The following is a 26,559-nucleotide window of genomic DNA, read 5'->3' as shown; positions in this document are numbered from 1 at the left end:
TCTCCTGTTGGTCATGACTGCGGGCGGCCTTGTTTCCGGCGCGTCCCGCCACGGCGAGCGCCCCTTCCAGAGCCTCGTTGACGGAAACGCTTGCATGGCGACCGCCATTGCGCAAATAAATAATAGAAATCTTCAATATAGATCTAGGCTATGGTCAAGCCCTACGAACAACGTTTCCCCTGGCATCTCGACTGGAACCTTCTGCGCACTTTCATGGTGGTGGTGGAGCAGCGGGGCATCTCCCGGGCGGCCTATCTTCTGGGGCTCAAACAGCCCACGATTTCGGCCGCGCTCAAGCGGCTGGAGGAACGCACCGGCCACGAGCTGATCATCCGAAAGCCCAATGAATTCAAGGTCACTAGGGCGGGAAACCTGCTCTATCAGGAATGCGCCCAGATCTTCGGCGCGGTGTCGCAGATCCCTTCCCTGCTGGAGACTGGCGCGGAGGAGCTGCGCGGCCATATCGCGATCACGACGACCTCGCATGTGATCTCGGATCACTACGACGCGGTGCTGCATGATTTCGCCACCGAACATTCGAAGGTGACCTTCTCGATGACGGTGGCCGAGAGCGAGGAAGTGGTGAACCGGGTGCAACAGAATCGGGCGAGCCTGGGGATTTGCCTGCTTCACAAGACGCCCGAGAACCTCCGCGCGCAGGTGCTCTACCGCGAGTATTTCGGATTGTTCTGCGGCACGCGCCATCGGCTTTTCGACCGCGAGGACATCACCCTCGCCGAGATCGAAGGCGAGACCTCGGTGTCGTTCCAGACCGAGACCGAGGACGGCCCGCTTCACCCGGTTTCGCTGCTGCGCGCACGGGCCAAGCTCGCGCCGAGCTGGCGCGGGGTGTCGTCGAACCTGCACGAGCTGCGCCGGATGATCGTGGCCGGTGTCGGGATCGGCGCGCTGCCGCTGCATGTCGCGCATCGCGATGTGGAGTCGGGCCGGCTGCGCCAGTTGCCGCCCTATGACGGGCTGCCGATGGTGAATATCTACCTGCTCACCAATCGGCAGCGAAAGCAGTCGAGCGCGGAAGCCGCCTTCCTCGCGGCCTGCGAAAAAATGATGGCCGAGAGCGACCTGAAAGAGCGGACCTATTACTGAGCGCGCGTCTCAGAAGGTCGGCGGGGTCGCCGCCGAGACCACCACGCAACGCGCCTTGGCCACGTTCCGGAACCGGTGCGGCAGGCGGCTGTCGAACAGGTAGGCATCGCCCGCGCGCAGAAGCTCGGTGGTCTCGCCCACCGTCAGCAGCAACTCGCCCTCGATGACGAAACCGCCCTCCTCGCCCTCATGGGCATAGGCCTCCGCCCCGGTATCGGCGCCGGGCTCATAGGTCTCGTAGAGCAGCAGAATGTTGGTCTGCCCCGACTTGCCCGCCCGCTTGAGCGAAAGCGCATCGAGCGCCGCGCCGCCCGAGCGGTAGATCCGGCCCGGGTTGATCTCGGTAAGCTCGGAATGCCGGAAGACGAACTTGCCGGGCTCGGAGGGCGTATCGCTGTCGAAGAACTCCGCCAGCGTCGTCTCGAGGATTTCGAGGATCTTGCGCAGCGAGGTGATCGAGGGCGAGGTCTTGTTGCGCTCGATCAGCGAGACCAGCCCGTTGGTCACGCCCGACCGCTGCGCCAGCTCGCGCTGCGACAATCCCTTGTCCTCGCGGATCGCCCGAAGCCGTCCGCCCACGTCGAATTCGCTCACCGCAAGCCTCCTGTCCTGTGCCTGTTCTAGAGTGCGGCCGGGCGGATTTCCAGCACGCGCGCTTTCACCATGCGTTTAACAAACTAAACATTGCACAGTTATCCGTTAAACACTAGCGTCACATCATTCCGTGATTCTCCAGCCCCTGAGGAGTGCCAATGTCCAGCAATGCCGACCTCGAAACCCGCCGCGCCGCCGCCCTTGCCCGGGGCGTGGGTGTGCAGACCCAGAACTTCGCCGTCTCCGCCGAGAACGCCACCGTCACCGATGCCGATGGCCGCGAGCTGATCGATTTCGCCGCCGGGATCGCGGTGGTGAACACCGGCCACCGCCACCCGAAAGTTATCGAGGCGGTGAAAGCCCAGCTCGACGCCTTCACCCATACTTGCCATCAGGTGATGCCCTACGAGCCCTATGTGCGCCTCGCCGAGCGGCTCAACGAAAAGGTGCCGGGCGATTTCGACAAGAAGTCGATCTTCGTCACCACCGGCGCCGAGTCGGTCGAGAACGCGATCAAGATTGCTCGCGCCTACACCGGTCGCAACGCGGTCATCGCGTTCAGCGGCGGCTTCCACGGCCGGACCTTCATGACGATGACGCTCACCGGCAAGGTCGCGCCCTACAAGGCGGGCTTCGGTGCGATGATGCCCGACGTGTTCCACGTCCCCTTCCCGAACGCGCTGCATGGCGTGTCGACCGAGGACAGCTTCGCCGCGATGGAGAGCCTGTTCAAAACCGATCTCGACCCCACGCGCCTCGCCGCGGTGATCTTCGAGCCCGTGCAGGGCGAAGGCGGCTTCAACCCCGCCCCGCATGATTTCGTGAAACGCCTGCGCGCCTTCTGCGATGAGCATGGCATCGTGATGATCGCCGACGAGGTGCAGACCGGCTTCGCGCGCACCGGCACGCTGTTTGCCATGGACGCCTACGACGTGGCGGCCGACGTCACCACGATGGCGAAGGGTCTGGGCGGCGGTCTTCCGATCGCGGCGGTGACCGGGAAAGCCGAGATCATGGACGCGGCGAACCCGGGCGGTCTGGGCGGCACCTATGGCGGCAACCCGCTGGGTATCGCGGCCGGGAACGCGGTGCTCGACGTGATCGAGGAGGAAGACCTCTGCGCCCGCGCCAACGAGCTCGGCTCGCGTCTCAAGCAGCGTCTGGAGGCGATCCGCGCCAACATGCCGGAGATCGCCGAGATCCGCGGCCCCGGCTTCATGGTCGCGGTCGAGCTGATGTCGGACGGCAAGCCCGATGCAGCCCTCACCCAGCGCATCCGTGTCGAAGCGCTCAACCGCGGCCTGCTGCTGCTGACCTGCGGCGTCTATGGCAACGTGATCCGCTTCCTCGCGCCGATCACCATCCCCGACGACCAGATGGCCAAGGCGCTCGACATCCTCGAAGAGGCGATGACCGCCGCGAAGGAGGGCTGATATGCTCAAGCTGAACGACCCGAGCCTGCTGGAGACCCGCGCCTATGTGAACGGCGAGTGGATCGAGGGCGCGAAGCGCTTCGCCGTGCAGGACCCTGCGACCGGCGAGACCGTCGCCGAGGTGGCCGATCTCGACGTGGACGCCACGCGCGCCGCGATCGAGGCCGCCCATGCCGCGAAACCGGACTGGGCCGCGCTCACCGGCAAGGAGCGCGCGGGCTACCTGCGCCGCTTCCACGACCTGATGATGGAAAATCAGGACGACCTCGCCGCGATCCTGACCGCCGAGATGGGCAAGCCGCTGGCCGAGGCCAAGGGCGAGATCGCCTATGGCGCAAGCTTCCTCGAATGGTTCGCCGAAGAGGCCAAGCGCGTCTATGGCGACGTGATCCCCGGCCACCAGCGCGACAAGCGCATCCTCGTGATCCGCCAGCCCGTGGGCGTGGTGGGCTCGATCACGCCGTGGAACTTCCCCAACGCGATGATCGCGCGCAAGCTGGCCCCGGCGCTGGCCGCGGGCTGCACCTTCGTCGGGCGACCCTCCGAGCTGACGCCGCTCTCGGCCCTCGCGATGGCCGTTCTGGCCGAGCGCGCGGGCATCCCGGCGGGTGTCTTCAACATCATCCCCGGCGTCGATGCGGCGGGCATGGGCGAAGAGCTCTGCGCCAACCCCAAGGTCGCCAAGATCACCTTCACGGGCTCGACCCGCGTGGGCAAGATCCTGATGCGCCAAGGGGCGGAGACGGTGAAGAAGATCAGTCTTGAACTGGGCGGCAACGCGCCCTTCCTCGTCTTCGACGATGCCGATCTCGATGCGGCGGTCGAAGGCGCGATGATCGCGAAGTTCCGCAATAACGGGCAGACCTGCGTCTGCGCGAACCGGATCTACGTGCAGGCCGGTGTCTATGACGCCTTCGCCGAGAAGCTGACCGCGCGACTTGCGACCCTGCGCCCCGGCAACGGCTTCGAGCCGGGCGTGACCACCGGGCCGCTGATCAATGCGGACGCGCTGGCCAAGGTCGAGGCGCATATCTCGGACGCGACCGAAAAGGGCGCGCAGGTCGCTGCAGGCGGGCATCGCTCGAACCTCGGGCGCACCTTCTTCGAGCCGACGCTGCTGACCGGCGTGACGCAGCAGATGCGGGTCGCGCGCGAGGAGACCTTCGGGCCGCTCGCTCCGCTGATCCGCTTCGAGACCGAGGCCGAGGCGATCGAGATGGCCAACGCGACCGAGTTCGGGCTGGCGGGATATTTCTACGCCAACGACCTCGCCCGCGTCTGGCGTGTGGCCGAAGCGATGGAGACCGGGATCGTCGGCGTGAACACCGGTCTGATCTCGACCGAGGTGGCGCCCTTCGGCGGCATCAAGCAATCCGGTGTCGGCCGCGAAGGCTCGAAATACGGGATCGAGGATTTCACCGAGTTGAAATACATGTGCCTCGGCGGGATCGAGTAAGCGCTGAACCTGAGACATCAGGGCGAGAATAGAGAAGCGGCGGGTCTTCCCGCAGCTTCTTTCATTTTTAGAGGCCTGAAGAGCGCCTGCGCCATCGACACTACGGTCACAGTAGCAGGGCGCGCGGCGGACCGTGGGGTGGCGCCTCAAGACCTCGGGACGCAGGCGCTTTATGCCTGCCAGGCCCTGCCACCGCTCGAACGTCTCGGATAGCTGTCCAATGCGCCAGCCCGTCGGGACGGGCCGGCGCGCGCCCTGCGGCTTCGCCCGCGCTCCGGGCGCAGCCGCGCTGCACGATCGTCGGATGGCCTCGGGCCGAACCTAGAGAACGGCGCCCTGCCCCCTACTCGCCCATCAGCTCATTCAGCCGCTTGCGCTCGTCCTCGGAGAGATCGGGCTGAGCCGGACCCTCGGACGCGGAGCGGCGCGAGCGGACATAGAAGAACCCGCCGATCAGCGCGACGATCAAAGCCCCGGGGCCGAGATACCACAGCAGCAGGTTTGCCCCGCGCTTCTCCGGTTCGAACAGGACATATTCGCCGTAGCGCGCGGTGATGTAGTCGATCACCTGGCTATTGGTGTCGCCCGCCTGCAAGCGCTCGCGCACCAGCAGCCGCAGATCCCGAGACACCTCGGCATTGGAGTCGTCGATGTTCTCGCCCTGACAGACCGGGCAGCGCAGTACTCTGGAGATTTCGCGCGCCCGCGCCTCGAGCGCCGGGTCCTTCAGGATCTCGTCGGGCTGCACCGCAAGCGCAGGCCCGATCGAGAGGAGCGCCGAAAGCATCAACGCCAAGGCAAAGAAGGTTTTCCTGAGCATCGTTTACTCCGCCGGAGACGCTTGCGACGGGGCGGCACGCGATTTGCGCGCCCCCGCTGCCACACGGTAGCGGCGATCCGACAGGCTCAGCAGCCCGCCCAACGCCATGATGATCGCGCCCGCCCAGATCCAGTCCGCGAAGGGCTTGATATAGGTGCGCACCGCGTAGCCGCCCTGATCCTGCGGATCGCCGAGCACGAGGTAGATATCGCCCAGCGGCGTGGTATGGATCGCGGCTTCGGTCGTCGGCATCCGCTGCACCGGATAGACGCGCTTCTCGGGATGCATGGTGCCGATCAGCTTGCCGTCCTTCTCGACCGTCATCGTGCCGGTGGAGGAGGTGTAGTTCGGACCTTTGACCTGTTCGACCTTCTGAAGCGTGATCTGGTAGCCGTCCACGGTGAAGGGCTCGCCGATCTTGGCGACGCGGATATCCTCGATCTGGCCCGCGGTCAGAAGACCGATGCCGATGAAGGTGACACCCAGACCCGCATGCGCGGTGGCCTTGCCCCAATCGGCGCGCGGCAGGCGCTTGAGGCGTCCGAAATTGCGCGCCGAACGCTGCCACAGCTCGGTCATCGCCCCGAAGACAAGCCAGCTGCCCAGGAACACCGCGACGAGCGCGAGCAGCGAATTGCCGCTCTCGACGGCCCAGGCGAGGCCGCCCACCGCCAGCGCCAGCACGAAGGCCGGGATCAACGGCTTCACCACGCGACCGAGACGCGCGCGTTTCCACGGCATCATCGCGCCGATCGGCAGGATCAGGGCGAGGATCACCATGAACGGCGTGAAGGCCTGATCGAAGAACGGCGCGCCGACCGACAGCTTGCGGTCGAAGAACATCTCCGCGACCAGCGGCCAGACCGTGCCCACGAAGACCACCAGTGCCGCAACCGCCAGCAGGATATTGTTGATCACCAGCGCAGTTTCCCGCGACAGCATCGAGAACACGCCCTTGGCCTGCATCGAGGTCGCGCGGAACGCATAGAGCGTCAGCGCCCCGCCCACGAAGAGCGCGAGAATGCCGAGGATGAAGATGCCGCGCTGCGGGTCGGAGGCGAAGCTATGCACCGAGGTGATCACGCCCGAACGCACGATGAAGGTGCCGATCAGCGAGAAACCGAAGGCCATGATCGACAGAAGGATGGTCCACGACTTCAGCGCCTCGCGCTTCTCGACCACGATGGCCGAGTGCAGCAGCGCGGCGGCCAAGAGCCACGGCATGAAGGAGGCGTTCTCCACCGGGTCCCAGAACCAGAAACCACCCCAGCCAAGCTCGTAATAGGCCCACCACGAGCCCAGCGCGATGCCGATGGTCAGGAAGATCCAGGCCGCCAGCGTCCACGGCCGCACCCAGCGCGCCCAGGTCGCGTCGACCCGGCCCTCGATCAGCGCCGCCACCGCGAAGGAGAACGACATCGAGAGACCGACATAACCGAGATAGAGGAAGGGCGGGTGGAAAGCCAAGCCCGGGTCTTGCAGCAGCGGGTTCATCCCCTCGCCGTTGAACGGCGGCTCTGCGAGACGCAGGAACGGGTTGGAGGTGAAGATGATGAAGCCGAGGAAGGCCACGCCGATCCAGGCCTGAACGCTCAGCACGCGCGCGCGCAGTCGCGGCGGCAGAGCGCCACCGAACACGGCTGCCGCCGCCCCGAAGAGCGACAGGATCAAAACCCACAGAAGCATCGAGCCTTCGTGATTCCCCCAGACGCCGGTGATCTTGTAGAGCATCGGCTTGTCGGTATGGGAATTCGCCCAGACCAGCTTCAGCGAGAAGTCCGACACGACGAACGCGTGGGTCAGCGCCGCAAAGCTCACCGCGATGAGCAGAAACTGAGCTGTCGCTGCGGGTTCGCCCACTGCCATCCAGCCGCGCCAGCCTTTTTGCGCGCCGACGATTGGCACGATGGCCTGCACGATGGCCACCGCAAAGGCGAGAATCAGGGCAAAATGCCCGAGTTCGTTGATCATGGGACTCCTCCTGTCGCGGGGCGAGAGCATAGAGATATACGGCCTTCGGGCCAAGGAGGATGCGCGCCGATGTCGCAACTTTCCGACAGCCGCTCACGGGGGCGTGAATGGCGCGCCCCATTCTCAAGGTCTAAGCAAGGCGCGTGAGACCAGGAGGGATGCGAAAATGCGTGCGATCGTGATCGGGCCGCTGCTGGCCTTGGGGCTTGTGGCAGGATGCCAGTCTGAGCCGGGCGACCCTCTCGAGGCGATTGCACCGAACGCGATCTGGGAAGTGGTGTCGATCGACGGCAAGCCCCTGCCCGACGGCGTCGAGGTCACGCTGACCCATCCCGAAAAGGGCCTGATCGCGGGCAAGGCGGGCTGCAATCACTATAACGGCCGGATCTCGGAAAAGGACGGCCGGGTGCGCGTCGGCGAACTGGCCGGAACACGCATGATGTGCCCCGAGCCCGCAATGGGTGTCGAGAAGGCCTTCCACTCGGCCATGGCCCGCGTCGATACGGTGAAACTGTCGCAGGACCGGCTGGAGCTGATCGCGCAGGGCGACACGGTGATCGAAGCCACGCAATAAGCGCCTTGACCGGCGGTGCGGGGCGTGGCCCTCTCGGGCGATGTTCCCGATCCGCGATCACAACCCCTCTTACAGCACCCCATGGGTCACATGGACCCTGATCGCGATCAATATCGTGGTCTATGTCTTCACCGCGCCTTGGGGCGGCGATATGCGGGAACTCTGGCTCAACAACGCGCTCTGGCCTGCCGCGGTGACCCATGGCGTCGCATGGCACGGGCTTTTCACCCATATGTTCCTGCATGCTGGTATCCTGCATCTGGCGGGCAACATGCTGTTTCTGTGGGTTTTCGGTGACAACCTCGAAGACCGGATGGGGCGCGTCCTGTTCCTGATCTTCTATCTCGCCTGCGGGCTGGCCGCCGCCTTCGCACAGATCGCGGCGAACCCCGATGCGACTGTGCCGATGGTCGGCGCCTCGGGGGCGATTGCAGGCGTGATGGGGGGCTACCTGCTGCTCTATCCGAAAGCCCGGATCGACGTGCTTTTCTACTTCCTCGTCTTCTTCAAGATCTGGGCCACGCCTGCGTGGCTGGTTCTGGGTCTCTGGTTCGTGATTCAGCTCTTCAATGAAGTCACTAGCGGCACGGCAGGCGGGGTGGCACATATGGCCCATATCGGCGGCTTCGTGGCGGGCGCGCTTCTGACGCTGCCGCTCTGGTACCGCCTTGGCGGGCCGCTCTTCTGGCGGCTCACCCATGGCCACCCACCCTTCCCCGAGGCGCGCGAGCGCCAGACCAATATCCCCACAGTCACACGGAGACGCTGATGCTGCCCGAGATTCAATCGCCCCACCGCCTGACCTGCCATTGCGGCGCGGTGGAGATGGAGGTGACCCTCTCCGACGGGCTGAACACCAAACGGCGTTGCGATTGCTCTTTCTGCCGTCGGCGCGGGGCGGTGGCGGTCTCGGCCCCGCTCTCGGGCATCCGCATCGTGAAGGGCGAGGACAACCTGACGCTCTACCAATTCGGCACGATGACCGCGAAGCATTACTTCTGCAAAACCTGCGGCATCTACACCCATCACCAGCGCCGCTCGAACCCGAACCAATACGGCGTGAATGCCGCCTGTCTGGAAGGGGTGAACCCGCGCGATCTCGATCCGGTGCCGTGGAATGACGGCGTCAATCACCCGACCGATCGCGCCGACTGATCCTTTCGAATGAACGTGGCGGCGCGCTCGGCGATCATGATCGTCGGCGCGTTGGTATTGCCCGAAATCAGCCGCGGCATCACCGAGGCATCGACAACGCGCAGCCCGTCGATCCCGCGCACCCGCAGCTGAGGATCGACCACCGACATCTCGCCCTGCCCCATCGCGCAGGTGCCGACCGGATGGTAGATCGTATCCGCCCGTGCCCGGATGTCGGCCATCAGCCCTTCATCCGTCCCGTCATGCGGATAGAACCTGCGCCCCCGCCACGGGGTGAGGGGCTCCGCCTCGGCGATCCGGTCCAGAAGCCGCGCGCCTTTCAGCAGCAGCTCTGCATCGCGCGGATCGGAGAGGTATTCGGGGTCGATCAAGGGCGCCGCGCGCGGATCGTTTGAGGCCAGTCGCAGCGTCCCGCGTGACTGAGGCCGCAGCGGACAGATATGAGCGGACCAGCCATCGGCCAGATGCGGTTTGCGCATATGCTGATCGACGATACCCACGACGAAATGAATCTGCAGATCGGGTCGGGTGAGGCTCGGATCGCTCCTCAGGAAGGCTCCCCCCTCGGCCATGGGGGAGGCGAACAGCCCCTCGCCATGCTTGCGCCACGCGCCCGCCGCCCGCGCCAGCCGCATCAGCCCGCGCGGGTTCAGCCCCACCACGTCGCGCCGGGGCGAGGTGTAGCTGATGACGTAATCCAGATGATCCTGAAGGTTCGTCCCCACACCCGGCAGATCGAGACGCGACTCGATCCCGACCTCGCGCAGATGATCCGCAGGCCCGATCCCGGACAGCATCAGCAGCTGCGGAGAGCCGAACGCCCCCGCCGAGACGATCACCTCGCGCGCGGCCTCGATCTTCATCCGCTTGCGGCCTTGCCGGACGATTGCCCCCGTCGCGCGCCCGTCCGCGATCTCGATCTTCTCGGCCCGCGCGCGGGTCAGCACGGTCAGATTGGGCCGCGTCATCACGGGATGCAGATAGGCCGCCGCCGCCGAACAGCGCTCGCCCTTGCGCGGACCGTCCCAGAACTGCGTGACCTGATAGAGCCCCGCCCCTTCCTGCCGCGGCCCGTTGAAATCCTCGTTTGGCGGACACTGCACCGAGCCGCAAGCCTCGATGAAAGCGCGGCTGATCGCGCGCGGCCGCCGCTGATCGCCGACCTGCAACGGCCCCGCCGCGCCATGCCAGTCCGACGCCCCGCGCGCATTGCGCTCGGAGGCGAGGAACCACGGCTTCACGGTTTCCCAGTCCCAGCCCTCGGCGCCCGCCTCGGCCCAACCGTCGTAATCCTCGGGCTGGCCGCGCGCATAGAGCATCGCGTTGATCGCCGACGATCCGCCAAGCCCCCGGCCCCGCGGCTGAAACCCGCGCCGCCCGTTCAACCCCGGCTGCGGCACGGTGCGCAGCGCCCAGTTGTGGATCGGCGGCCGCCCCGCGACCATCGTCGCGACCAGCGCAGGCGCACGCACGAAGATGTCGCGCGCCTCGCGGCCTGCCTCGACAATACAGACAGTCACGAGCGGGTCCTCCGACAGCCGCGCCGCCAGCACCGACCCCGCCGAGCCGCCGCCCAGAATGAGATAATCGAAACGCAAGGGCTCCTCCTTCCCTCGTTCGCGAAAAGCCTAACGGGTTTCGGAAGATAGGGAAGAATTACGCTGGGTCGGACGGGTCAGGGACGCGCCCAAGCCTCGGGTGAGAACGGCTAGAGTTGAATGCCCGGATCAGCCGCGAAGCGGCCCGGGCAACGCCCGACCGCCCCCTCGGGCGGGCGCTTTTGTGGCGGCAGCGCGCGGGTCGAGGTCGCCCGGACGTGGCGGGGATAAAGCGCCAACCTCAGAGGGCGACGCCCACCCGGCGGTCTGGCCCCGCCCTCCCCTACACACAAAAGAAAACGCCCGGTCTCTCCGACCGGGCGTTCCAAACTCTCTCGAGGACAACCTTAGCTGCGCAACGTGCCGCCGGTGGCCTTGCTCACCTTCTCGACGATCTTCTTGCTCACCGCTTCGATCTCGGCATCGGTCAGCGTCTTGTCGGCGGGCTGCATCCGCACCGTCAGCGCGATCGACTTCTTGCCCGCGCCCATCTGCTCCTCGGCCTTGGCGCCGGTGAACTGGTCGAAGACATTCACGCTCTCGATCAGCTTCTTGTCTGCACCCATCGCCGCGTTCACCGCCGTCAGCGCCTCGACATTCGCATCCACGACGAAGGCGAAATCGCGCTCGACCGCCTGCAGGTCGGAAATCTGAAGCGCGGGCCGCGTTGCGCCCTTCTTCTTCGGGAAGGGGATGTTTGCCAGACGGATCGTGAAGGCGACCGCCGGGCCCTTCACGCCCAGTTCGCGCAGCACCTTGGGATGCACTTCCCCAAACGTCGCCAGCAGGTTCGGACCAAGCGCCACATTGCCTGCGCGGCCCGGATGCCACCACGCGTCCAGCTTGCGGTTGATCTGCGCCCGCGCCGGAGCCCCAACCGCGGCCAGCACGGCCTCGGCATCGGCCTTCGCATCATAAAGGTCCACCGGACGGCGCGAGCCGAAGGGATCGCGCGGCGCGGAGTGACCGACCAGAAGCCCGGTCGCCTGCAGAACCTGCTCGCCCGGCTCGCCGCCGTTGAACGCAGGGCCCACCTCGAACAGCGCCAGATCGTTCAGACCGCGCGCCTGATTGCGGGCGGCCGCCTGCAAGAGACCCGGCAGCAGATCGGGGCGCATATGCGTCATCTCCGAGCTGATCGGGTTCTCCAGCTTCGTCGCATCCGCGCCACCGCCGAACAGCTTGGCCGAGGCCTCGTCGATGAAGCTGTAGGTCACGCATTCATTGTAGCCCAAAGCCGCCGTCGTGCGCCGCGCCATCCGCTCGCGCTGCTGCATCGGCGTCAGGATCGCGTCCGGCACGCCGGTCGTCTCGCGGCCCATCGGCTTACCCTCGAGCTTCGTCAGCGAGGCGATGCGCGCCACTTCCTCGACCAGATCGGCCGAACCCAGCACATCGGGGCGCCAGGTCGGGGGCGTCGCCATGTCGCCGTCGAGCGTGAAGCCCAGAGCCTCCAGCGTCTCGCGCTGCGTGGCCTCAGGGATATCCATACCGACGAGCGAGATCACCCGCGCCGGGTCCAGCTTGTAAGCGCGGCGGACATCCGGCACCGCGCCGTCCATCACCACGTCCGACACTTCGCCACCGCAGAGATCGACGACCATCTTCGCCGCCAGATCGAGCCCCGGCAGCGTGAAGGCCGGATCGACACCGCGCTCGAACCGATACCGCGCATCCGAGTTGATCTTCAGCGCACGACCGGTCGCGGCGATGGTGATCGGGTCCCAATAGGCGCTTTCGAGGAACACATCGACCGTGTCCTCATCCGCACCGGATTCCTCGCCGCCCATGATCCCGGCAAGGCTCTCGACGCCCTTGTCGTCGCAGATCACCATGTCGCCCGCGCGCACGGTATAGGTCTTCTCGTCGAGCGCGAGGAATTCCTCGCCGCCCTCGGCCGGCTTGATCACCAGATTGCCCGCCACCTTCTTCATGTCGAAGACATGGAGCGGCCGGTTCAGGTCATAGGTGAAGTAGTTCGTGATATCGACCAGCGTCGAGATCGGGCGCAGACCGATCGCCTTGAGCCGCTTTTGCAGCCACTCAGGCGACGGCCCGTTCTTCACACCGCGGATCACGCGGCCTGCAAATAGTGGGCAGCCCTTGTCCTTCAGCGCCGGGTCGATCGTCACCGAAATCGGAGCTTTGAGCGCAGCCTCGACCTTCGGCACGTCGAGCGGTTTCAGCTTGCCCAGACCGCGCGCCGCGAGATCACGCGCAATCCCGCGCACGCCAAGCGCATCGGGACGGTTCGGCGTGATCGCGATCTCGATCACCGGATCGACCGCCTCGGGACGGTTCGCAGCCAGCCAGTCGGTGAACTTCTGCCCGACCTCGCCCGACGGCAGTTCGATGATCCCGTTATGCTCGTCCGACAGCTCCAGCTCGCGCTCGGAGGCCATCATCCCGTGGCTCTCCACCCCGCGGATATTGCCCACCGACAGCGTCACGTCGATGCCGGGCACATAGTCACCGGGCTTGGCCAGCACGACCGTGATCCCGGCCCGCGCATTCGGCGCCCCGCAGACGATCTGCGTCACACCCTCATCCGTCTCGACCATGCAGACCCGCAGACGATCGGCGTCGGGGTGCTGCTCGGCGGACTGCACCTTGGCGAGCGTAAACGTCTCCAGCTTCGCCGCCGGATCGACGACTTCCTCGACTTCCAGACCCAGATCGGTGAGCGCCTCGGCGATCTGATCGACGGTGGCCTCGGTCTCGAGATGATCCTTGAGCCAGGACAGGGTGAATTTCATCGGACTTCCCTCAGGATTGCTTGCGCTGCGCGAGGTCCTTGTAATCCCCCATCTCAAGGAGTTTCAACTCCCGCCAAAGCCGGATCGAGGGTTTTGCCGCGAAAAGGAGCGACCCGATCAGGAACAACCACGTGCCGGGGATCATCAGGCTCTCGTAGAAGAAGAAGATCGAGCCGATGACGAAACAGAAGGCCGCGCCGAAATCGACCACCGTATAGGCGATCTCGGTGAGGGCGACGAAGCGGCGCTGCTCGGGGCTTTGTTCATGCTTCGGGGTGTCGAAGAGGCGTTTCTTCTGGGCCATCGGGTTCTCCTTGATAATCCTTTACCAAGCGAAACCGTTCGCAAACGAGTTCCATCTCGGGGGTAAAACCTCCGTTACGCTCGAAATAGGCCTGATGACCCTGCCGCCAGCCTTCCAGCGCCTCGTCCTCTCCCTCGGCCAGCGCGAAATCCTCATCGACATCGCAAAACCGCCGGATCGTGACCTCGACGGTTTCGATCATCACCGCCGGTTTGCCGTCCCAGTCGAGCGCGATATCGCGGCGACCGACCACCGGCATATCCTCGCCCCCTTCGGTGAAATAGGTGAGCGCGCCGCAGGTGGCGGTCTTCTTGCCTTCGCGGATCAGGGCGAGGAGCTGGTCGCAGAGCGCGCGGCTGTCGCCGAAAGTGAAGGTGATGGGGTCGGGCATGGGGCTTCCTTTTTGGGTGGGGGAAGCAAAGCGAAAATCACTTTAGCACTAGCGAAACTGGATCAGGCCACTTCTCAATTATCGCTTTCAAATGGCGAATGCTCAACTTTCATTTCGCGCCCATGAACCTCACTCGTAAAGGACGTTTCTAGTTTCGTTTGCATGGCGTCGTAGGCCTGTCGCGTTTGTTGCCAGTACTTAGCTGATATTTCGCGCAATTCAGCACCGCCTACGATGCCAGTTCCAATTTCCTTTTCAGCGAATTTCATGAATCCGCTCAAGAAATCCAGCGTAAAGCGCTGCATTTCCATCGCAGCGTCGATCGTCTTCTGCTCTTCAGAAACGAGAAAAACCCTGCTCACTATTACATTTACTTTAAACAGGATATCGCCGGCCCAATTCTCAGCTGCATCCAACTGAGAAGCACCATCTGCTAGACGTGGCCCTCGAGCGAGCGACCCCCGCAGTTCCACGAGCTCTGAGACGGTTTGAAAGTAGAACTCTCTCAGCTCGCGGTGCCGTTCGTTTTTCCGATCCTGAGCCTTCTGCCAAGGATATGCCACAAAACCAATTATGAGAGCTGCGGTTGCACCGATGATACCCGTGGCTGCCGTAGGCAGGCAGATAACGCCTCCGATGCATATGAGCGTTAGGAGACCCGCAACGGGCCAATTAAGGCCTCGGTGCGCATCACGCCATTTCACCGGCTCAACCCACCAGCCACCGTCGGCAGATCCAGCGCGCTGAACCCGTAATGCTTCAGCCAGCGCAGGTCGCTCTCGAAGAACGCCCGCAGGTCGGGGATGCCGTATTTCAACATCGCGAGGCGGTCGATCCCGATGCCGAAGGCGAAGCCCTGCCATTCATTCGGGTCGATCCCGGCCGACTCGAGCACTTTCGGATGCACCATCCCCGAGCCGAGGATCTCCATCCAGTCGTCGCCCTCGCCGATCTTCAGGCTGCCGCCCTCCCACGAGCAGCGGATATCGACCTCGGCCGACGGCTCCGTGAAGGGGAAATGCGAGGCGCGGAAACGCAGCTCGACGCCGTCCACCTCGAAGAAGGCCTTGCAGAACTCCTCCAGCACCCATTTCAGGTTCGCCATCGAGATGTCTTTCCCGATCGCCAGACCTTCGACCTGGTGGAACATCGGCGTGTGGGTCTGGTCCATATCCATGCGGTAGACGCGGCCCGGCGCGATCACGCGGATCGGCGCGCCCTGCTCCAGCATCGCGCGGATCTGCACCGGCGAGGTATGGGTGCGCAGCACATGCGGCGGACGATTGTCGCCCTCGTCGCGATGCATGAAGAACGTGTCATGCTCCTGCCGCGCGGGGTGTTCGGGCGCAATGTTGAGCGCGTCGAAATTGTGCCAGTCGTCTTCGATCTGCGGGCCTTCGGCGACCGCGAAACCCATATCGGCGAAGATCGCGGTGACTTCGTCCATCACCTGAGAGACCGGGTGGATCGTGCCCTGCCGCCGCGGCCGACCCGGCAGCGTCACGTCGAGCCATTCTTCGCGCAGCCGCGCATCCAGCGCCGCATCCGCCAGCGCCGCCTTCTTCGCGCGCAGCGCCGCGTCGATCTCGTCCTTCAGGACATTGAGCGCCTTGCCCGTGGTCTGGCGCTCCTCCGGGGTCATCTTGCCCAGCTCACGCATCTTCAGGCTGATTTCGCCCTTCTTGCCCAAGGCGGCCAGACGGATCTCTTCCAGCGCGGCCTCGTCGGTCACATCGGCCACGGCGCTCAGGTATTTATCGCGAAGCTCTTGCATATCATTCCCCGGGAATTTGCTTGGCCCACGGGTTAGCCGCGCCGGCGCGCCTTTGCAACCTCGCGCTTGCAGGCAAAGGGCGGATGGGGGCGCTGCCCCCGGCCTTGCGACCTCCCCCGGGATATTTCCCTCGAGAAGAAGCGCAACAGATCCTTAACCAGAATCGGATTGTCTCAGAGACGCGGTACAGGCGGGGACGCCGATGACCGCTCGAGGAGAAGCGCCCGGTCAGCTGCCCGACGATGGGCCCGAGCCGGGCGTTTTTTCTTCCTCTTGGTGGAAATATCCCGGGGGGCTCCGAAGGAGCGGGGGCAGAGCCCCCTCCCCGGCCAGCCTCCCACGCGAAACGAAAAAGGCCGCCCCAGATGGAGCGGCCCTTCCCGAATTCTGTCGTAAGCCGATTACGCGGCGGCGGCGGCTTTCGCCTGCTCGACGATCGCGCCGAAGGCTTCGGGCTCGTGCACGGCGAGATCGGCGAGAACCTTGCGGTCCACTTCGATGCCAGCCTGGTTGAGGCCGAAGATGAACTTCGAGTAGCTCAGATCCGCATCGACGGCGCGCACGGCGGCGTTGATACGCTGGATCCAGAGCGCGCGGAAGTTGCGCTTACGGGCTTTACGGTCGCGGGTCGCGTATTGGTTCGCCTTGTCGACCGCCTGGGTCGCAGTGCGGAAGTTGCGCGAGCGCGAGGAATAATACCCTTTCGCCTTCTTGAGCACTTTCTTGTGCGCGGCGTGGGTGACCTTACCGGATTTGACGCGTGCCATTGTTCAAGTCTCCCGAGTTCAGCGGTTGTAGGGCATGTATTTCTTGACGATCTTCGTATCCGCCTCGCAGAGCACCATGGTGCCCGAGGTTTCGCGGATGAATTTCGTCGAGCGTTTGATCATGCCGTGACGCTTGCCGGCCGGACCGACCTTGACCTTGCCGGTCGCGGTGAACTTGAACCGCTTCTTGGCAGCGGATTTCGTCTTCATCTTGGGCATTTACAGCTCCTTTGCAGGGTGTGGAAGCGCGACTCGGCATGCCACTTGGGCCGGCCGCGCGGGTTCAGAGTGGGCCTGTTAGACGCCGCAGGTCCGTTTGGCAAGGGAAAAATCCGGAACCGCCTCCCCCCCCAAGGGCGACGCTAGTAATTGACCACGCGAGCCAAGACACGCGCCACCGCCTCGGGTACCGTCTTGAGCGTATAGCCTCCCGGTCGGGCGTAGAAGGCCAGCAGGATCAACGCCCCCGCCACCAAAATCCCGACCGTCGCCGCCCGCGGCGGGCGGCTGTCGGAGAAGGCAGAGATCGCAGCCGGGATCGCGATGATCGCGATCGCCAGCCCGATCGTCAGCAGGAGATCGGCATCTATCGAAGAAAGATCCATCGCCTGCGCCCTTGTCACCAACCCTCTTGGGAAAGGTTACTCAGGGTCAGTGCGGTAAATCAATCGCTCATCACAGGGTGCGACGCGCAGGATGTTCGTGGTGCCCTGCACGTTGAACGGCACGCCAGCGGTGACGACGATCTGCTGCGTCTCGTCGGCAAAGCCGAAATCGCGCGCCGCGCGGGCGGCGTTGACGACGGCCTGCTTGAACCGCTCCAGCTCGCCGCACGGCACCGCATGCACGCCCCAGGTCAGCGAGACCCGGCGCAGAGTCGCCTCGATCGGTGACAGCGCGATGATCGGCACGCGCGGACGCTCCCGCGCGATGAGCGCAATCGTCTTGCCCGATTGCGTATAGGCGCAGATCGCCGCGATGTCGGTGGTTTCGGCGATCTCGCGCGCGGCGGCCACGATCCCGTCGGCGACGGTCTGACGGGCCGCATGGCGCGAGGCTTCGATCACCTCGCGATAGGTCGGATCCTTCTCGACCGAGATCGCGACGTTGTTCATCGTCTCGACCGCTTCGACCGGGTAGTTGCCCGCTGCGGATTCCGCAGACAGCATGACCGCATCGGCGCCCTCGTAGATCGCGGTCGCGACATCGGAGACCTCTGCGCGGGTCGGCATCGGGCTCTCGATCATCGATTCCAGCATCTGCGTCGCCACGATCACGGGCTTTGCCCAGGTGCGGCATTTGCGGATCAGCTGTTTCTGGATCGGCGGCACGGCCTGAACAGGCAGCTCCACGCCCAGATCGCCGCGGGCGACCATGATCCCGTCCGAGGCCTGAAGGATCTCGTCGAAGCTGCGCACCGCCGAGGGTTTCTCGATCTTCGACAGGATCGCCGCGCGGCCCTTGGCCAGATCGCGCGCCTCTTCCACGTCTTCGGGGCGCTGCACGAAGCTCAGCGCGAGCCAGTCGACGCCCATCTCGCAGGCGAATTCCAGATCCTTGCGGTCCTTCTCCGACAGTGCGGCCAGCGGCAGTACCACGTCGGGGACGTTCACGCCCTTGCGGTCCGAGATCGTGCCACCCACGGTGACGGTGCAATTCGCGAAATCATCGCCGCAGTCATCGACCACCAGACGGATCTTGCCGTCATTGACCAGCAGTTCCGAGCCCGGCTCGAGCGCTTGGAAAATCTCGGGATGCGGCAGGCACACGCGATGCGTGGCGCCCGGCGTCTCGTCGAGATCGAAGCGGAACTTATCGCCGTCTTCCAGCTCCGCCCCATGCGCGGCGAAGGTGCCGACGCGCAGTTTCGGGCCCTGAAGATCCGCTAGGATCGCGATCGGGCGGCCGAATTCGGCTTCGAGTTGGCGAATGATGGCGTGCCGAGCGCGATGCTCTTCGTGGCTGCCATGGCTCATGTTCAGGCGGAACACGTCCGCGCCTGCGACGAACAGAGCTTTGATGCTGTCATAGTCCGAGGAAGAAGGGCCCAGCGTAGCCACGATCTTCACGTTGCGAAGGCGTCTCATGCGTCCTCGTTTTCCGTTCAAATTGATGTCATTTCGTGGGCCAAGTAAGCGTATGGCGCAATTTGTCGCGGGCCGCAACTGGCGTGGCGCAATCTTTCCCGTTATCTGAGCCATATCGAGCAAGCGTGAAGAGACTATGAACGAAAAACAGCCCCTTTCGATCACTGGAGAGGCACGGCCCGGACGCTGGCTGATCACGTGCGATCATGCGCGCAACACCGTGCCCGACTGGGTGGGGGGAGGCGATCTGGGCATCGACGCCGAAGATATGGCGCGCCACATCGCCTATGACGTCGGTGCGCTGGGGCTGTCCGAGGCACTGGCGGAGCGGCTCGACTCGCCGATGATCGCGAGCGACTTCTCTCGACTGGTGATCGACCCGAACCGGGGTGAAGACGACCCGACGCTGGTGATGAAGCTTTACGACGGCACGATCATCCCCGCGAACCGCCATGCCGACGCGGCAGAGGTCGAGCGGCGGCTGGACCGGCTCTATCGCCCCTATCATGCGGAATATGCCCGGCTCGCGGCGCGGCGCGACGATACGGTGATCTGCGCGGTTCACTCCTTTACACCGCGCCTACGCGGGCGCCCGCCCCGGCCGTGGGACGTCGGCATCCTGCACGCCCCGGCCGATCCGCGCCTCGCCTATGAGATGATCGCGGCGCTCGAAGCCGAGGGCGATCTCTGCGTGGGCGACAATCAACCCTATTTGGGCCATCTGGAAGGCGACTCGATCGACCGCCACGCGCTGGCGCATCGCCGCCCGAACGTGCTGATCGAGCTGCGCAACGACCTGATCGCGACGCCCGAGCAGCAAGCCGCATGGGCCGACCGTCTGACGCCGATTCTGACGCGGGTTCTGGCGCAGAGCGGCCTCTAACCGGCGACAGTGACCGCGTGGCGCGAGGGATTGTTTCCAAACGACGTTACTCCTGCCACATTTTGATCACATTCTATTGACGCTTTCGTGAGCGTCGCGGATATTTTCTCTGATTTCAGGGGGATATCACCGATGCTCGCGACACTTCTTCTCGCCTTCCTGCCGATGGCGCTCCTTGTCGGGGCCAGCCTCGACGGCGGCGGCGACCATAAAGATGACCATGACGACGAGGAAGCGGCTCGTCCTGATGAAGAGGTCACCGGTGCAGGCGAGGAGATCGACATCTCCGAGCCCGATCAGCTGACCGAAGGCACGTCGGGCGACGACACGATCCGTGGCACCGATGGGACCGACACGGTGATGGGGCTCGCAGGCGACGACGACATCTATCTTGGCGATGGCAATGACGGCGGCGACCTCTCGCCCGAGGGCCAGCAGGCGATGGATCAGGCGACGAGCCTTGGCGACTTCCTCGACGCCTTCGAAGCGTCCGGCGTCTTCGGCGCGGTCGGCGGCTCGGACGACGACTATATAGACGCGGGCGCGGGCAACGACTCGATCACCGGCAGCCAGGGCGATGACACGCTGCGCGGCAATCTCGGTGCCGATTACCTCATGGATGCGGAAGGGTCGAACGCCCTCTATGGCGGCTATGGCGATGACGAACTCTATGCCGTCGATCAGGACGGCGCGCCGGACCTGCTCGATGGCGGCGCGAATAACGACTACCTCCATGGCGACGACGGCGACACGATGACCGGCGGCACCGGCTCGGACTGGTTCGGAGTCGATTGGACCGAGGGCGACGCGCCGGTAACCGTGACCGATTTCGGACAGCTCGACCCGACCCCGGCCCCCGGCGCGTCCGGCGAATTTCTGGGCATCGAGGTGGACGACCTCGACAACGTGTCCGACTTCACCGTCTCGCAAAGCGGCAGCGACTCCATCGTGTCGATCAATGGCCAGCAGGTCGCGACGCTCAAGGATGTCGAATATGCCGCGCTCAAGGCGGCGGGCGGCGCGATCTATGCCACCGACGGACTCAACTACGGTCAGCCGGTCTACGTCTGACCCGTTCTCGAATCGTGCCGAGAGGCCGCCGAACGCGCGGCCTCCTTCCGTCTCGGTAAAGCCCCAAAAACGCGACCATATCCGATCGCGATACTAATCCTCGTCATTCTCTCTGATGGTTAACGACCCCTGAACAATGGGCCGGTTTCGGCCTCACAAAGCTTTTGCGCAGCCGACAAAATGTCGCGACGATCAAGGCAAGATCAGGAGAAAACATGCTCGCCTTGTTCATCGCCACCACCATCGCGTTATGCCTTCTCGGCTGGGCCGAGGGCTTGCCGCGCCAGCGCCAGGTTCGCGCCGCCGCCGACATCGGAGCGGAGGCCGCCACGATGACCGCTGCGCCCGCGCAGGTTCCTTCGCCGAAAGAGGCGCTCGGCGCTTCGGCGGAGGACGCGAACGACCTCGATGCCGCCGTGATGATGCGCATCGAAGCGCTGCTGGCGCATCCGAACCAACAGGCCGAGACCCGCGCACACGCTCCGGCACCTGCACCCGCCGCAGGCCCCGAGCCGCTGCCGCGCATAAACGGGTTCGAACCGGGCGACGCCATCGCCCTCGATTTCACCGGCTCTGCGCCCCGCCGCGACGACATCACCTTCCGCACCTGCGCCGAAGGCACGCTCGTCGTGATTGAAGGTCAGGCCGAACTGGTCATCACAGGCATCGCGCCCGAGCAAATCGCGCCAGATGCCTTCCAATTCCGCGCTCATGCGGCGGCCTGAGAGACACCGCCCGCATGACAGGAAAAGACCCCGGTTGGGCTGGCCGGGGTCTTTTCTTTTTTAAATTCCAGATGTTGCGCCTCGGCGCGGATCAGATCGCGGCCTTGCGGCTCTCGTCGAGGTAGATCTCGCGCAGACGCATAGCCACCGGGCCAACCGCGCCCTCGCCCACCGTCTCGCCGTCGATCTCCACCACCGGCATCACGAAAGCCGAGGCCGACGTGAAGAAGGCCTCATCCGCAGCTTGAGCCTCTTCGATGGTGAAGGGACGCTCCTCGATCTCCATCTGGCTCTCGGCGGCATATTTCAGCAGCGAGGCGCGGGTGATCCCGTGCAAGATGTCGTGGCTCAGATGCCGCGTGATGATCTTGTTGCCCTTTACGATATAGACGTTGTTCGACGAGCCTTCGGTCACGAAGCCATCTTCCACGAACCACGCATCGTTCTTGCCCGCCTTCTCGGCCGCCATCTTGGCCATCGACGGATAGAGCAGCTGCACGGTCTTGATGTCGCGGCGATGCCAACGCAGGTCGGGAAGCGAGATCACCTTGATGCCTTGCTTCGCCTTCGGATCGTCGGCGAGGTTCGGCTTCGACTGGGTATACAGCACCACGGTCGGGGGCGTGCCCTCCGGCGGGTAGTGGAAATCGCGATCGCCCGCATTCCCGCGCGAGACCTGAAGGTAGATCATCCCTTCGTCGAGATCGTTACGCTTGACCAGTTCGCGGTGAATCTCGATCCATTCGTCTCGGGTCAGATCGCAGGTCATCTCCAGCTCCGCCAGCGAGCGACCGAGCCGGTTCATGTGACCTTCGAATTCGAGAATCTTGCCGCCCAGAACGGAAGTCACCTCATAGACCGCATCGCCCATCACGAAACCACGGTCGAAGACGGAGACCTTGGCCTCTTCCTCGGGAATATACTCTCCGTTGAGATAGACGATCCGGCTCATATTCTTGCTCCTTGAAAACTCAGCCCCAAAGCTCCGGCTCCGGCGGCTCCACCACGCTGCCCTTGTAACGCAGCGGCACATCGCGGTCTTCGGCCAGAAGCAGCGGGCCGTCAAGATCGACGTAATCGGCACCCTGGGCGACCAGCATCGCCGGTGCCATCGCAAGGCTCGAGCCCACCATGCAACCGACCATCACACCGAACCCTTCGGCGCGCGCGAGATCGCGCAGCCGCAAGGCCTCGGTCAGCCCGCCGGTCTTGTCCAGCTTGATGTTGATGACGTCGTATTTGCCGCGCAGATCGGTAAGCCCGTCGCGCGTATGGCAGCTCTCATCCGCACAGATCGGCACCAGCCGCTGGATATCCGACAGCGCTTCGTCCCCTGCCGCAGGCAAAGGCTGCTCGACCAGCGCCACCCCCAGCTTCTTCAGCTCGGCCTGAATGTCGAGGAAAGTCTCGATCTCCCAGCCCTCATTCGCATCGACGATGATCTTCGACTCCGGCGCGCCCTCGCGTACCGCGCGTAGACGCGGCATGTCCTCGGGCGTGCCAAGCTTGATCTTCAGCAACGGGCGATGCGCATGCTCGGCGGCCGCCGCGCGCATCTTCTCCGGCTCGTCCAGCGACAGCGTGTAGGCCGTGGTCTGGCTCACGGGCTTGTCCAACCCGGCAAGCTCCCAGACCGGAACGCCCTTCTTCTTGGCTTCCCAATCCCACAAAGCGCAATCGACCGCGTTGCGCGCAGCCCCGGCGGGTAGTGCCTCTTGCAGCTCCGCACGGGAAATCCCTTGCGGAAGGCTCTCGATCTGCGCGGTAACGCTGTCGAGGCTTTCGCCGTACCGCGCATAGGGCACGCATTCGCCCCGCCCCGTCACGCCGTCGCGCTCCAGCGTCACGCTCAGCACATGCGCTTCGGTGCGCGAGCCGCGCGCGATGGTAAAGACCTGCGCCAGCTTGAACGTATCATGACTCACCCGGATCATCCGCGCCCCCTTCGACTTGGTGCAAATATCCCCGCCGGAGGCATCCGGCAGGGGTCACAAGCGAGACAATCAGATCGCGGCGAGCGCGTCCACCAGCTTGCCCGCGCCGAAGCGGAACGGATCGGTCGTGGGCAAGCCCATTTCTTCCTCGACCTTCGCCAGATAGGCCTTCGCCTCGTCCTCACCCATCTTCTGAGTGTTGACCGAGATGCCGACCACCTGACAGGCGGGATTGGCGACCTTCGCCAGCGCCAGCGCCATGTCGCTCAGCTCCTGCAGCGAGGGCAGCTTGTAGCTGGGCAGCCCGCGCATGTGGGTGCGCGTCGGCTCATGCGCGAGGATCAGCGCATCGGGCTGACCGCCATGGATCAGCGCCATCGTCACGCCCGAATAGGAGACGTGGAACAGGCTGCCCTGCCCCTCGATCAGGTCCCAATGGTCGGGATCGTTATCGGGCGTGAGGTATTCGATCGAGCCCGCCATGAAATCCGCGATCACCGCATCGAGCGGCACGCCGTCGCCAGTGATCAGGATGCCCGTCTGGCCCGTCGCCCGGAAGCTGGCCTTTATGCCGCGCTCGCGCATCTCGCGCTCCATGCAAAGCGCGGTATACATCTTGCCCGCCGAGCAATCGGTGCCCACGGCAAGGCAGCGCTTGCCGGTGCGCTTCTCGCCATTGGCGATCGGATATTTCACCGCCGGGATGCGCACGTCATGCAACTGACGCCCGCAGGCCTTTGCGACCGCGACCAGATCGGGCTCGTCGCGCAGCAGGTTGTGCAGGCCGGAGGCGAGGTCGAGACCTTCTTCCAGCGCTTCGATCAGCACCTTCTTCCAGCCCTGCGAGATCAGGCCGCCACGGTTTGCGACGCCGATCACCAGCGTCTTGCAGCCCTTCGCAACGGCCTCTTTGATATCGAGATCCGGGATGCCCATGTCGGCCTGGCATCCCTCCATCCGGTACTGGCCGACGGCATATTCGGGCCGCCAGTCTTTGATCCCCTGCGCGACCTTCGCGGACAAGGGATCGGGGGCATCGCCCAGAAACAATAGATAAGGGGTGTCGATCAGCGACATGCGGGTCTCCCTGTGGTCTGTGTTTTGTCTTGTTTGTTGATGATATTAGGGCGCGGCGCAAAAATTTCTTGGGGATTTCCGTGCAACATTTCCGGCAAAACGGAAGATCCTTCGGCAAAAGCGCCAACTCGCCGCAATTTCGTGCATCGCTCGGATTTTCGGATGCCTGCAATGCTGCAGCGCGGCCCTGATTCTGCGCCTGCAAAATCGCCTTGCAAGGGGCCGCGCAACAATATACCCAATCCGCAACCCAAAACGTAACTTCCTTGCGAAAGGCCGCTACATGAGCTTCCGCGTTCAACCCACGCCCCCTGCCCGTCCGAACCGCTGCCAGCTTTTCGGCCCCGGCTCGAACACCAAGCTCTTCCCGAAAATGGCCGCCTCCGCCGCCGATGTGATCAATCTCGACCTCGAAGATTCGGTCGCGCCCAACGATAAGGCGCAGGCGCGGCGCAACATCATTCAGGCCAGCCACGAGATCGACTGGGGCAATAAATACCTCTCGGTCCGCATCAACGGCCTCGACACGCCCTATTGGTATCGCGACGTGGTCGAACTGCTCGAAGAAGGCTCCGAGCGCATCGACCAGATCATGATCCCGAAAGTCGGCTGCGCGGCGGATGTCTATGCGGTCGACGCGCTGGTCACCGCAATCGAAACCGCGAAGGGTCGCAGCAAGAAAATCTCGCTCGAAGTCATCATCGAAAGCGCCGCCGGTCTCGCGCATGTCGAGGAAATCGCAGCATCTTCTCCGCGTCTGCAGGCGATGAGCCTCGGTGCCGCCGACTTCGCCGCCTCGATGGGCATGCAGACCACCGGCATCGGCGGGACGCAGGAAAACTACTACATGCTGCGCAACGGCGAGAAGCATTGGTCCGACCCGTGGCACTGGGCGCAGGCCGCGATCGTCGCCGCCTGCCGCACTCACGGCATTTTGCCGGTCGATGGCCCGTTCGGCGATTTCTCCGACGATGATGGCTTCCGCGCGCAGGCGCTGCGCTCGGCGACGCTTGGCATGGTGGGCAAGTGGGCCATCCACCCCAAGCAAATTTCTCTTGCAAATGAGGTCTTTACGCCCTCTGATGAGGCCGTGACCGAGGCCCGTGAAATTCTTGCGGCGATGGAAGAGGCCAAGGCACGCGGCGAAGGTGCGACCGTCTACAAAGGCCGTCTCGTCGACATTGCGTCAATCAAACAAGCCGAAGTGATTGTAAGACAAGCCGAAATGATTAAAGATTAAGCCGCGCGCGAACGAATCGCGATATAGTTATCGAATCCCGGAGCGGTTGGGAGGGGAGGCCCGGCCGCATGAGGGAAAAGGAGCGCCCTGGCTTACGGCCGGGGCGTTTCCGTTTTTCTAGCGCCGGGGAATCCCACGCAAACGCCATCTAGCCGCGCTGTGCGACGGCCCGATGACAGTTCCGCAAATTGCAGCGCCTCAGCCCTGCAGCGGCAAGCGAATCTCCGTCAGCAAATCTTCCGGCTTCGTGTTCATCGGATCGTTGAGATAGACCTCGTAGGCCACGAGATCGCGATGCTCCATGCCCGACGCCGGGAACCAGTCCTCGTCCAGCCAGCGATACGCTTCGGGCAGTTGCTCATAGGGCCCCTTCAACGTCACCACCGCATATTTCCCGGCCGGATAGCGAATCTCCGCAAGCGGCGGGAAGATCACGAACCCCTCGCCCACCGCGAAACAGGCATGCGAGCGCAACTCCTCCGCCGGCACTTTGCGCGGATTGTCATGGCCGATCATCGCCGCATGCTCGACTTCCGCCCAAGACGGCTCCGGGATCAGCGAAACAAGTTTCTGAAAGACCGGGCCGACCGACGGGTAAGGCCCTTTATGTGCCAGCCCGGCAAGCCGCACCGCTGGCATCTCTTTGATCTCGACTTCATACGCCAAATTAACCCTCTTCCGGTTAAAGCGCGCGCTTCCTCAGCCACTCTATCACCTCCCATCCGCCGCGCCTATGAGGCAAGGCGCCGCCGCTCCCGCAATCGCGGACGCGCCCGCCATGCGCCACCCAGTTGCAATTCCCGAGCGTTGAAGACATTAAGGGCGCGAGTTTCCGGATGCGG

Annotated in this window: 27 protein-coding genes; 10 read left to right on the top strand and 17 right to left on the bottom strand. The window is 64.3% G+C overall.

What is annotated here, in order from left to right:
* Window positions 1-150 precede the first annotated feature (150 nt).
* A complete protein-coding gene (locus F8R15_RS03555; protein ID WP_152843597.1) occupies window positions 151-1,107 on the top strand; it encodes a LysR family transcriptional regulator in 957 nt (318 codons plus the stop codon).
* A gap of 9 nt (window positions 1,108-1,116) precedes the next feature.
* Here the strand turns inward: F8R15_RS03555 and F8R15_RS22085 are convergent, their stop codons facing one another.
* Complete coding sequence (locus tag F8R15_RS22085; protein WP_078522564.1) at window positions 1,117-1,701, bottom strand: cupin domain-containing protein; 585 nt, start codon at window positions 1,699-1,701, stop codon at window positions 1,117-1,119.
* A gap of 158 nt (window positions 1,702-1,859) precedes the next feature.
* Between F8R15_RS22085 and F8R15_RS03545 the strand changes: the two genes are divergently transcribed.
* Window positions 1,860-3,134, top strand: a complete 1,275-nt coding sequence (locus tag F8R15_RS03545) for a 4-aminobutyrate--2-oxoglutarate transaminase (RefSeq protein WP_152843595.1) — start codon at window positions 1,860-1,862, stop codon at window positions 3,132-3,134.
* A 1-nt stretch (window position 3,135) separates the two neighbouring features.
* Window positions 3,136-4,590, top strand: a complete 1,455-nt coding sequence (locus tag F8R15_RS03540) for an NAD-dependent succinate-semialdehyde dehydrogenase (protein ID WP_152843593.1) — start codon at window positions 3,136-3,138, stop codon at window positions 4,588-4,590.
* Window positions 4,591-4,933: 343 nt separating this feature from the next.
* Here F8R15_RS03540 and F8R15_RS03535 read toward each other — a convergent pair whose 3' ends face one another.
* Together F8R15_RS03535 and F8R15_RS03530 are read right to left on the bottom strand one after the other, a co-directional pair.
* Window positions 4,934-5,410 carry a cytochrome c-type biogenesis protein gene (locus tag F8R15_RS03535; protein WP_152843591.1) on the bottom strand — a complete coding sequence of 159 codons (477 nt, stop codon included), beginning with the start codon at window positions 5,408-5,410 and terminating at the stop codon, window positions 4,934-4,936.
* Window positions 5,411-5,413: 3 nt separating this feature from the next.
* Window positions 5,414-7,381 carry a heme lyase CcmF/NrfE family subunit gene (locus tag F8R15_RS03530; protein WP_152843588.1) on the bottom strand — a complete coding sequence of 656 codons (1,968 nt, stop codon included), beginning with the start codon at window positions 7,379-7,381 and terminating at the stop codon, window positions 5,414-5,416.
* 166 nt (window positions 7,382-7,547) lie between these two features.
* Between F8R15_RS03530 and F8R15_RS21395 the strand changes: the two genes are divergently transcribed.
* The 3 genes from F8R15_RS21395 to F8R15_RS03515 are packed head-to-tail and all read left to right on the top strand — an operon-like array spanning window position 7,548 to window position 9,110.
* A complete protein-coding gene (locus tag F8R15_RS21395) occupies window positions 7,548-7,955 on the top strand; it encodes an META domain-containing protein (protein WP_168173979.1) in 408 nt (135 codons plus the stop codon).
* Between the two features lie 40 nt (window positions 7,956-7,995).
* The gene (locus F8R15_RS03520) at window positions 7,996-8,724 is read left to right on the top strand and encodes a rhomboid family intramembrane serine protease (protein ID WP_078542179.1); all 729 of its coding nucleotides are present in this window, start codon (window positions 7,996-7,998) and stop codon (window positions 8,722-8,724) included.
* Window positions 8,724-9,110 carry a GFA family protein gene (locus F8R15_RS03515; protein ID WP_078548890.1) on the top strand — a complete coding sequence of 129 codons (387 nt, stop codon included), beginning with the start codon at window positions 8,724-8,726 and terminating at the stop codon, window positions 9,108-9,110. The genes F8R15_RS03520 and F8R15_RS03515 overlap by 1 nt, the downstream gene beginning before the upstream one ends.
* Here the strand turns inward: F8R15_RS03515 and F8R15_RS03510 are convergent.
* From F8R15_RS03510 to pyk, 10 genes are all read right to left on the bottom strand, one after another.
* Window positions 9,086-10,708, bottom strand: a complete 1,623-nt coding sequence (locus tag F8R15_RS03510) for a GMC family oxidoreductase (protein ID WP_152843584.1) — start codon at window positions 10,706-10,708, stop codon at window positions 9,086-9,088. The two genes, F8R15_RS03515 and F8R15_RS03510, sit on opposite strands and share 25 nt — an antisense overlap.
* Window positions 10,709-11,055: 347 nt before the next feature.
* Window positions 11,056-13,464, bottom strand: a complete 2,409-nt coding sequence (pheT, locus tag F8R15_RS03505) for a phenylalanine--tRNA ligase subunit beta (RefSeq protein WP_152843582.1) — start codon at window positions 13,462-13,464, stop codon at window positions 11,056-11,058.
* 10 nt (window positions 13,465-13,474) lie between these two features.
* On the bottom strand, window positions 13,475-13,768 hold the full coding sequence (locus tag F8R15_RS03500; protein WP_078522554.1) for a YrhK family protein: 294 nt from the start codon (window positions 13,766-13,768) through the stop codon (window positions 13,475-13,477).
* Window positions 13,728-14,159, bottom strand: a complete 432-nt coding sequence (locus tag F8R15_RS03495) for an ASCH domain-containing protein (protein ID WP_152843580.1) — start codon at window positions 14,157-14,159, stop codon at window positions 13,728-13,730. The genes F8R15_RS03500 and F8R15_RS03495 overlap by 41 nt, the downstream gene beginning before the upstream one ends.
* A 74-nt stretch (window positions 14,160-14,233) precedes the next feature.
* Complete coding sequence (locus F8R15_RS03490) at window positions 14,234-14,863, bottom strand: hypothetical protein (RefSeq protein ID WP_152843578.1); 630 nt, start codon at window positions 14,861-14,863, stop codon at window positions 14,234-14,236.
* Complete coding sequence (gene pheS / locus F8R15_RS03485; RefSeq protein WP_078522552.1) at window positions 14,860-15,933, bottom strand: phenylalanine--tRNA ligase subunit alpha; 1,074 nt, start codon at window positions 15,931-15,933, stop codon at window positions 14,860-14,862. The genes F8R15_RS03490 and pheS overlap by 4 nt, the downstream gene beginning before the upstream one ends.
* A 401-nt stretch (window positions 15,934-16,334) precedes the next feature.
* The gene (gene rplT / locus F8R15_RS03480; protein ID WP_078522551.1) at window positions 16,335-16,700 is read right to left on the bottom strand and encodes a 50S ribosomal protein L20; all 366 of its coding nucleotides are present in this window, start codon (window positions 16,698-16,700) and stop codon (window positions 16,335-16,337) included.
* 18 nt (window positions 16,701-16,718) lie between these two features.
* The gene (gene rpmI, locus F8R15_RS03475; protein ID WP_078542184.1) at window positions 16,719-16,919 is read right to left on the bottom strand and encodes a 50S ribosomal protein L35; all 201 of its coding nucleotides are present in this window, start codon (window positions 16,917-16,919) and stop codon (window positions 16,719-16,721) included.
* Window positions 16,920-17,062: 143 nt separating this feature from the next.
* Window positions 17,063-17,305, bottom strand: a complete 243-nt coding sequence (locus F8R15_RS03470; RefSeq protein ID WP_152843576.1) for a hypothetical protein — start codon at window positions 17,303-17,305, stop codon at window positions 17,063-17,065.
* A gap of 36 nt (window positions 17,306-17,341) precedes the next feature.
* Window positions 17,342-18,787, bottom strand: coding sequence for a pyruvate kinase (gene pyk, locus F8R15_RS03465; RefSeq protein ID WP_078542186.1), 1,446 nt, complete (start codon window positions 18,785-18,787; stop codon window positions 17,342-17,344).
* A 136-nt stretch (window positions 18,788-18,923) separates the two neighbouring features.
* Between pyk and F8R15_RS03460 the strand changes: the two genes are divergently transcribed.
* The 3 genes from F8R15_RS03460 (at window position 18,924) to F8R15_RS03450 (ending at window position 21,466) form a co-directional block, all read left to right on the top strand.
* Window positions 18,924-19,670 carry an N-formylglutamate amidohydrolase gene (locus tag F8R15_RS03460; protein ID WP_152843574.1) on the top strand — a complete coding sequence of 249 codons (747 nt, stop codon included), beginning with the start codon at window positions 18,924-18,926 and terminating at the stop codon, window positions 19,668-19,670.
* 132 nt (window positions 19,671-19,802) lie between these two features.
* Window positions 19,803-20,741 carry a calcium-binding protein gene (locus F8R15_RS03455; protein WP_152843572.1) on the top strand — a complete coding sequence of 313 codons (939 nt, stop codon included), beginning with the start codon at window positions 19,803-19,805 and terminating at the stop codon, window positions 20,739-20,741.
* 215 nt (window positions 20,742-20,956) lie between these two features.
* Window positions 20,957-21,466, top strand: a complete 510-nt coding sequence (locus tag F8R15_RS03450) for a hypothetical protein (RefSeq protein ID WP_152843570.1) — start codon at window positions 20,957-20,959, stop codon at window positions 21,464-21,466.
* A 91-nt stretch (window positions 21,467-21,557) separates the two neighbouring features.
* Here F8R15_RS03450 and F8R15_RS03445 read toward each other — a convergent pair whose 3' ends face one another.
* From F8R15_RS03445 to dgcN, 3 genes are all read right to left on the bottom strand, one after another.
* Complete coding sequence (locus F8R15_RS03445; protein WP_152843567.1) at window positions 21,558-22,418, bottom strand: D-amino-acid transaminase; 861 nt, start codon at window positions 22,416-22,418, stop codon at window positions 21,558-21,560.
* A gap of 19 nt (window positions 22,419-22,437) precedes the next feature.
* Window positions 22,438-23,400 (bottom strand): N-acetyl-D-Glu racemase DgcA, encoded by a 963-nt coding sequence (gene dgcA / locus F8R15_RS03440; RefSeq protein ID WP_078522544.1) that lies wholly within the window; start codon window positions 23,398-23,400, stop codon window positions 22,438-22,440.
* 69 nt (window positions 23,401-23,469) lie between these two features.
* Window positions 23,470-24,471: an N-acetyltransferase DgcN gene (gene dgcN / locus F8R15_RS03435; RefSeq protein ID WP_152843850.1), complete on the bottom strand. Its 1,002-nt coding sequence runs from the start codon at window positions 24,469-24,471 to the stop codon at window positions 23,470-23,472.
* Between the two features lie 289 nt (window positions 24,472-24,760).
* Between dgcN and F8R15_RS03430 the strand changes: the two genes are divergently transcribed.
* The gene (locus tag F8R15_RS03430; RefSeq protein WP_078522543.1) at window positions 24,761-25,717 is read left to right on the top strand and encodes an L-malyl-CoA/beta-methylmalyl-CoA lyase; all 957 of its coding nucleotides are present in this window, start codon (window positions 24,761-24,763) and stop codon (window positions 25,715-25,717) included.
* A gap of 198 nt (window positions 25,718-25,915) precedes the next feature.
* Here the strand turns inward: F8R15_RS03430 and F8R15_RS03425 are convergent, their stop codons facing one another.
* Window positions 25,916-26,383, bottom strand: a complete 468-nt coding sequence (locus tag F8R15_RS03425; protein ID WP_152843565.1) for a GyrI-like domain-containing protein — start codon at window positions 26,381-26,383, stop codon at window positions 25,916-25,918.
* Between the last annotated feature and the right edge of the window lie 176 nt (window positions 26,384-26,559).

The organism is Thioclava sp. JE_KL1, from assembly GCF_009296265.1.
In the GTDB taxonomy this organism is placed as follows: Bacteria; Pseudomonadota; Alphaproteobacteria; order Rhodobacterales; family Rhodobacteraceae; genus Thioclava.
The sequence above is the reverse complement of the archived record's forward strand: the minus strand, read 5'-3'. Positions and strand labels throughout refer to the sequence as shown.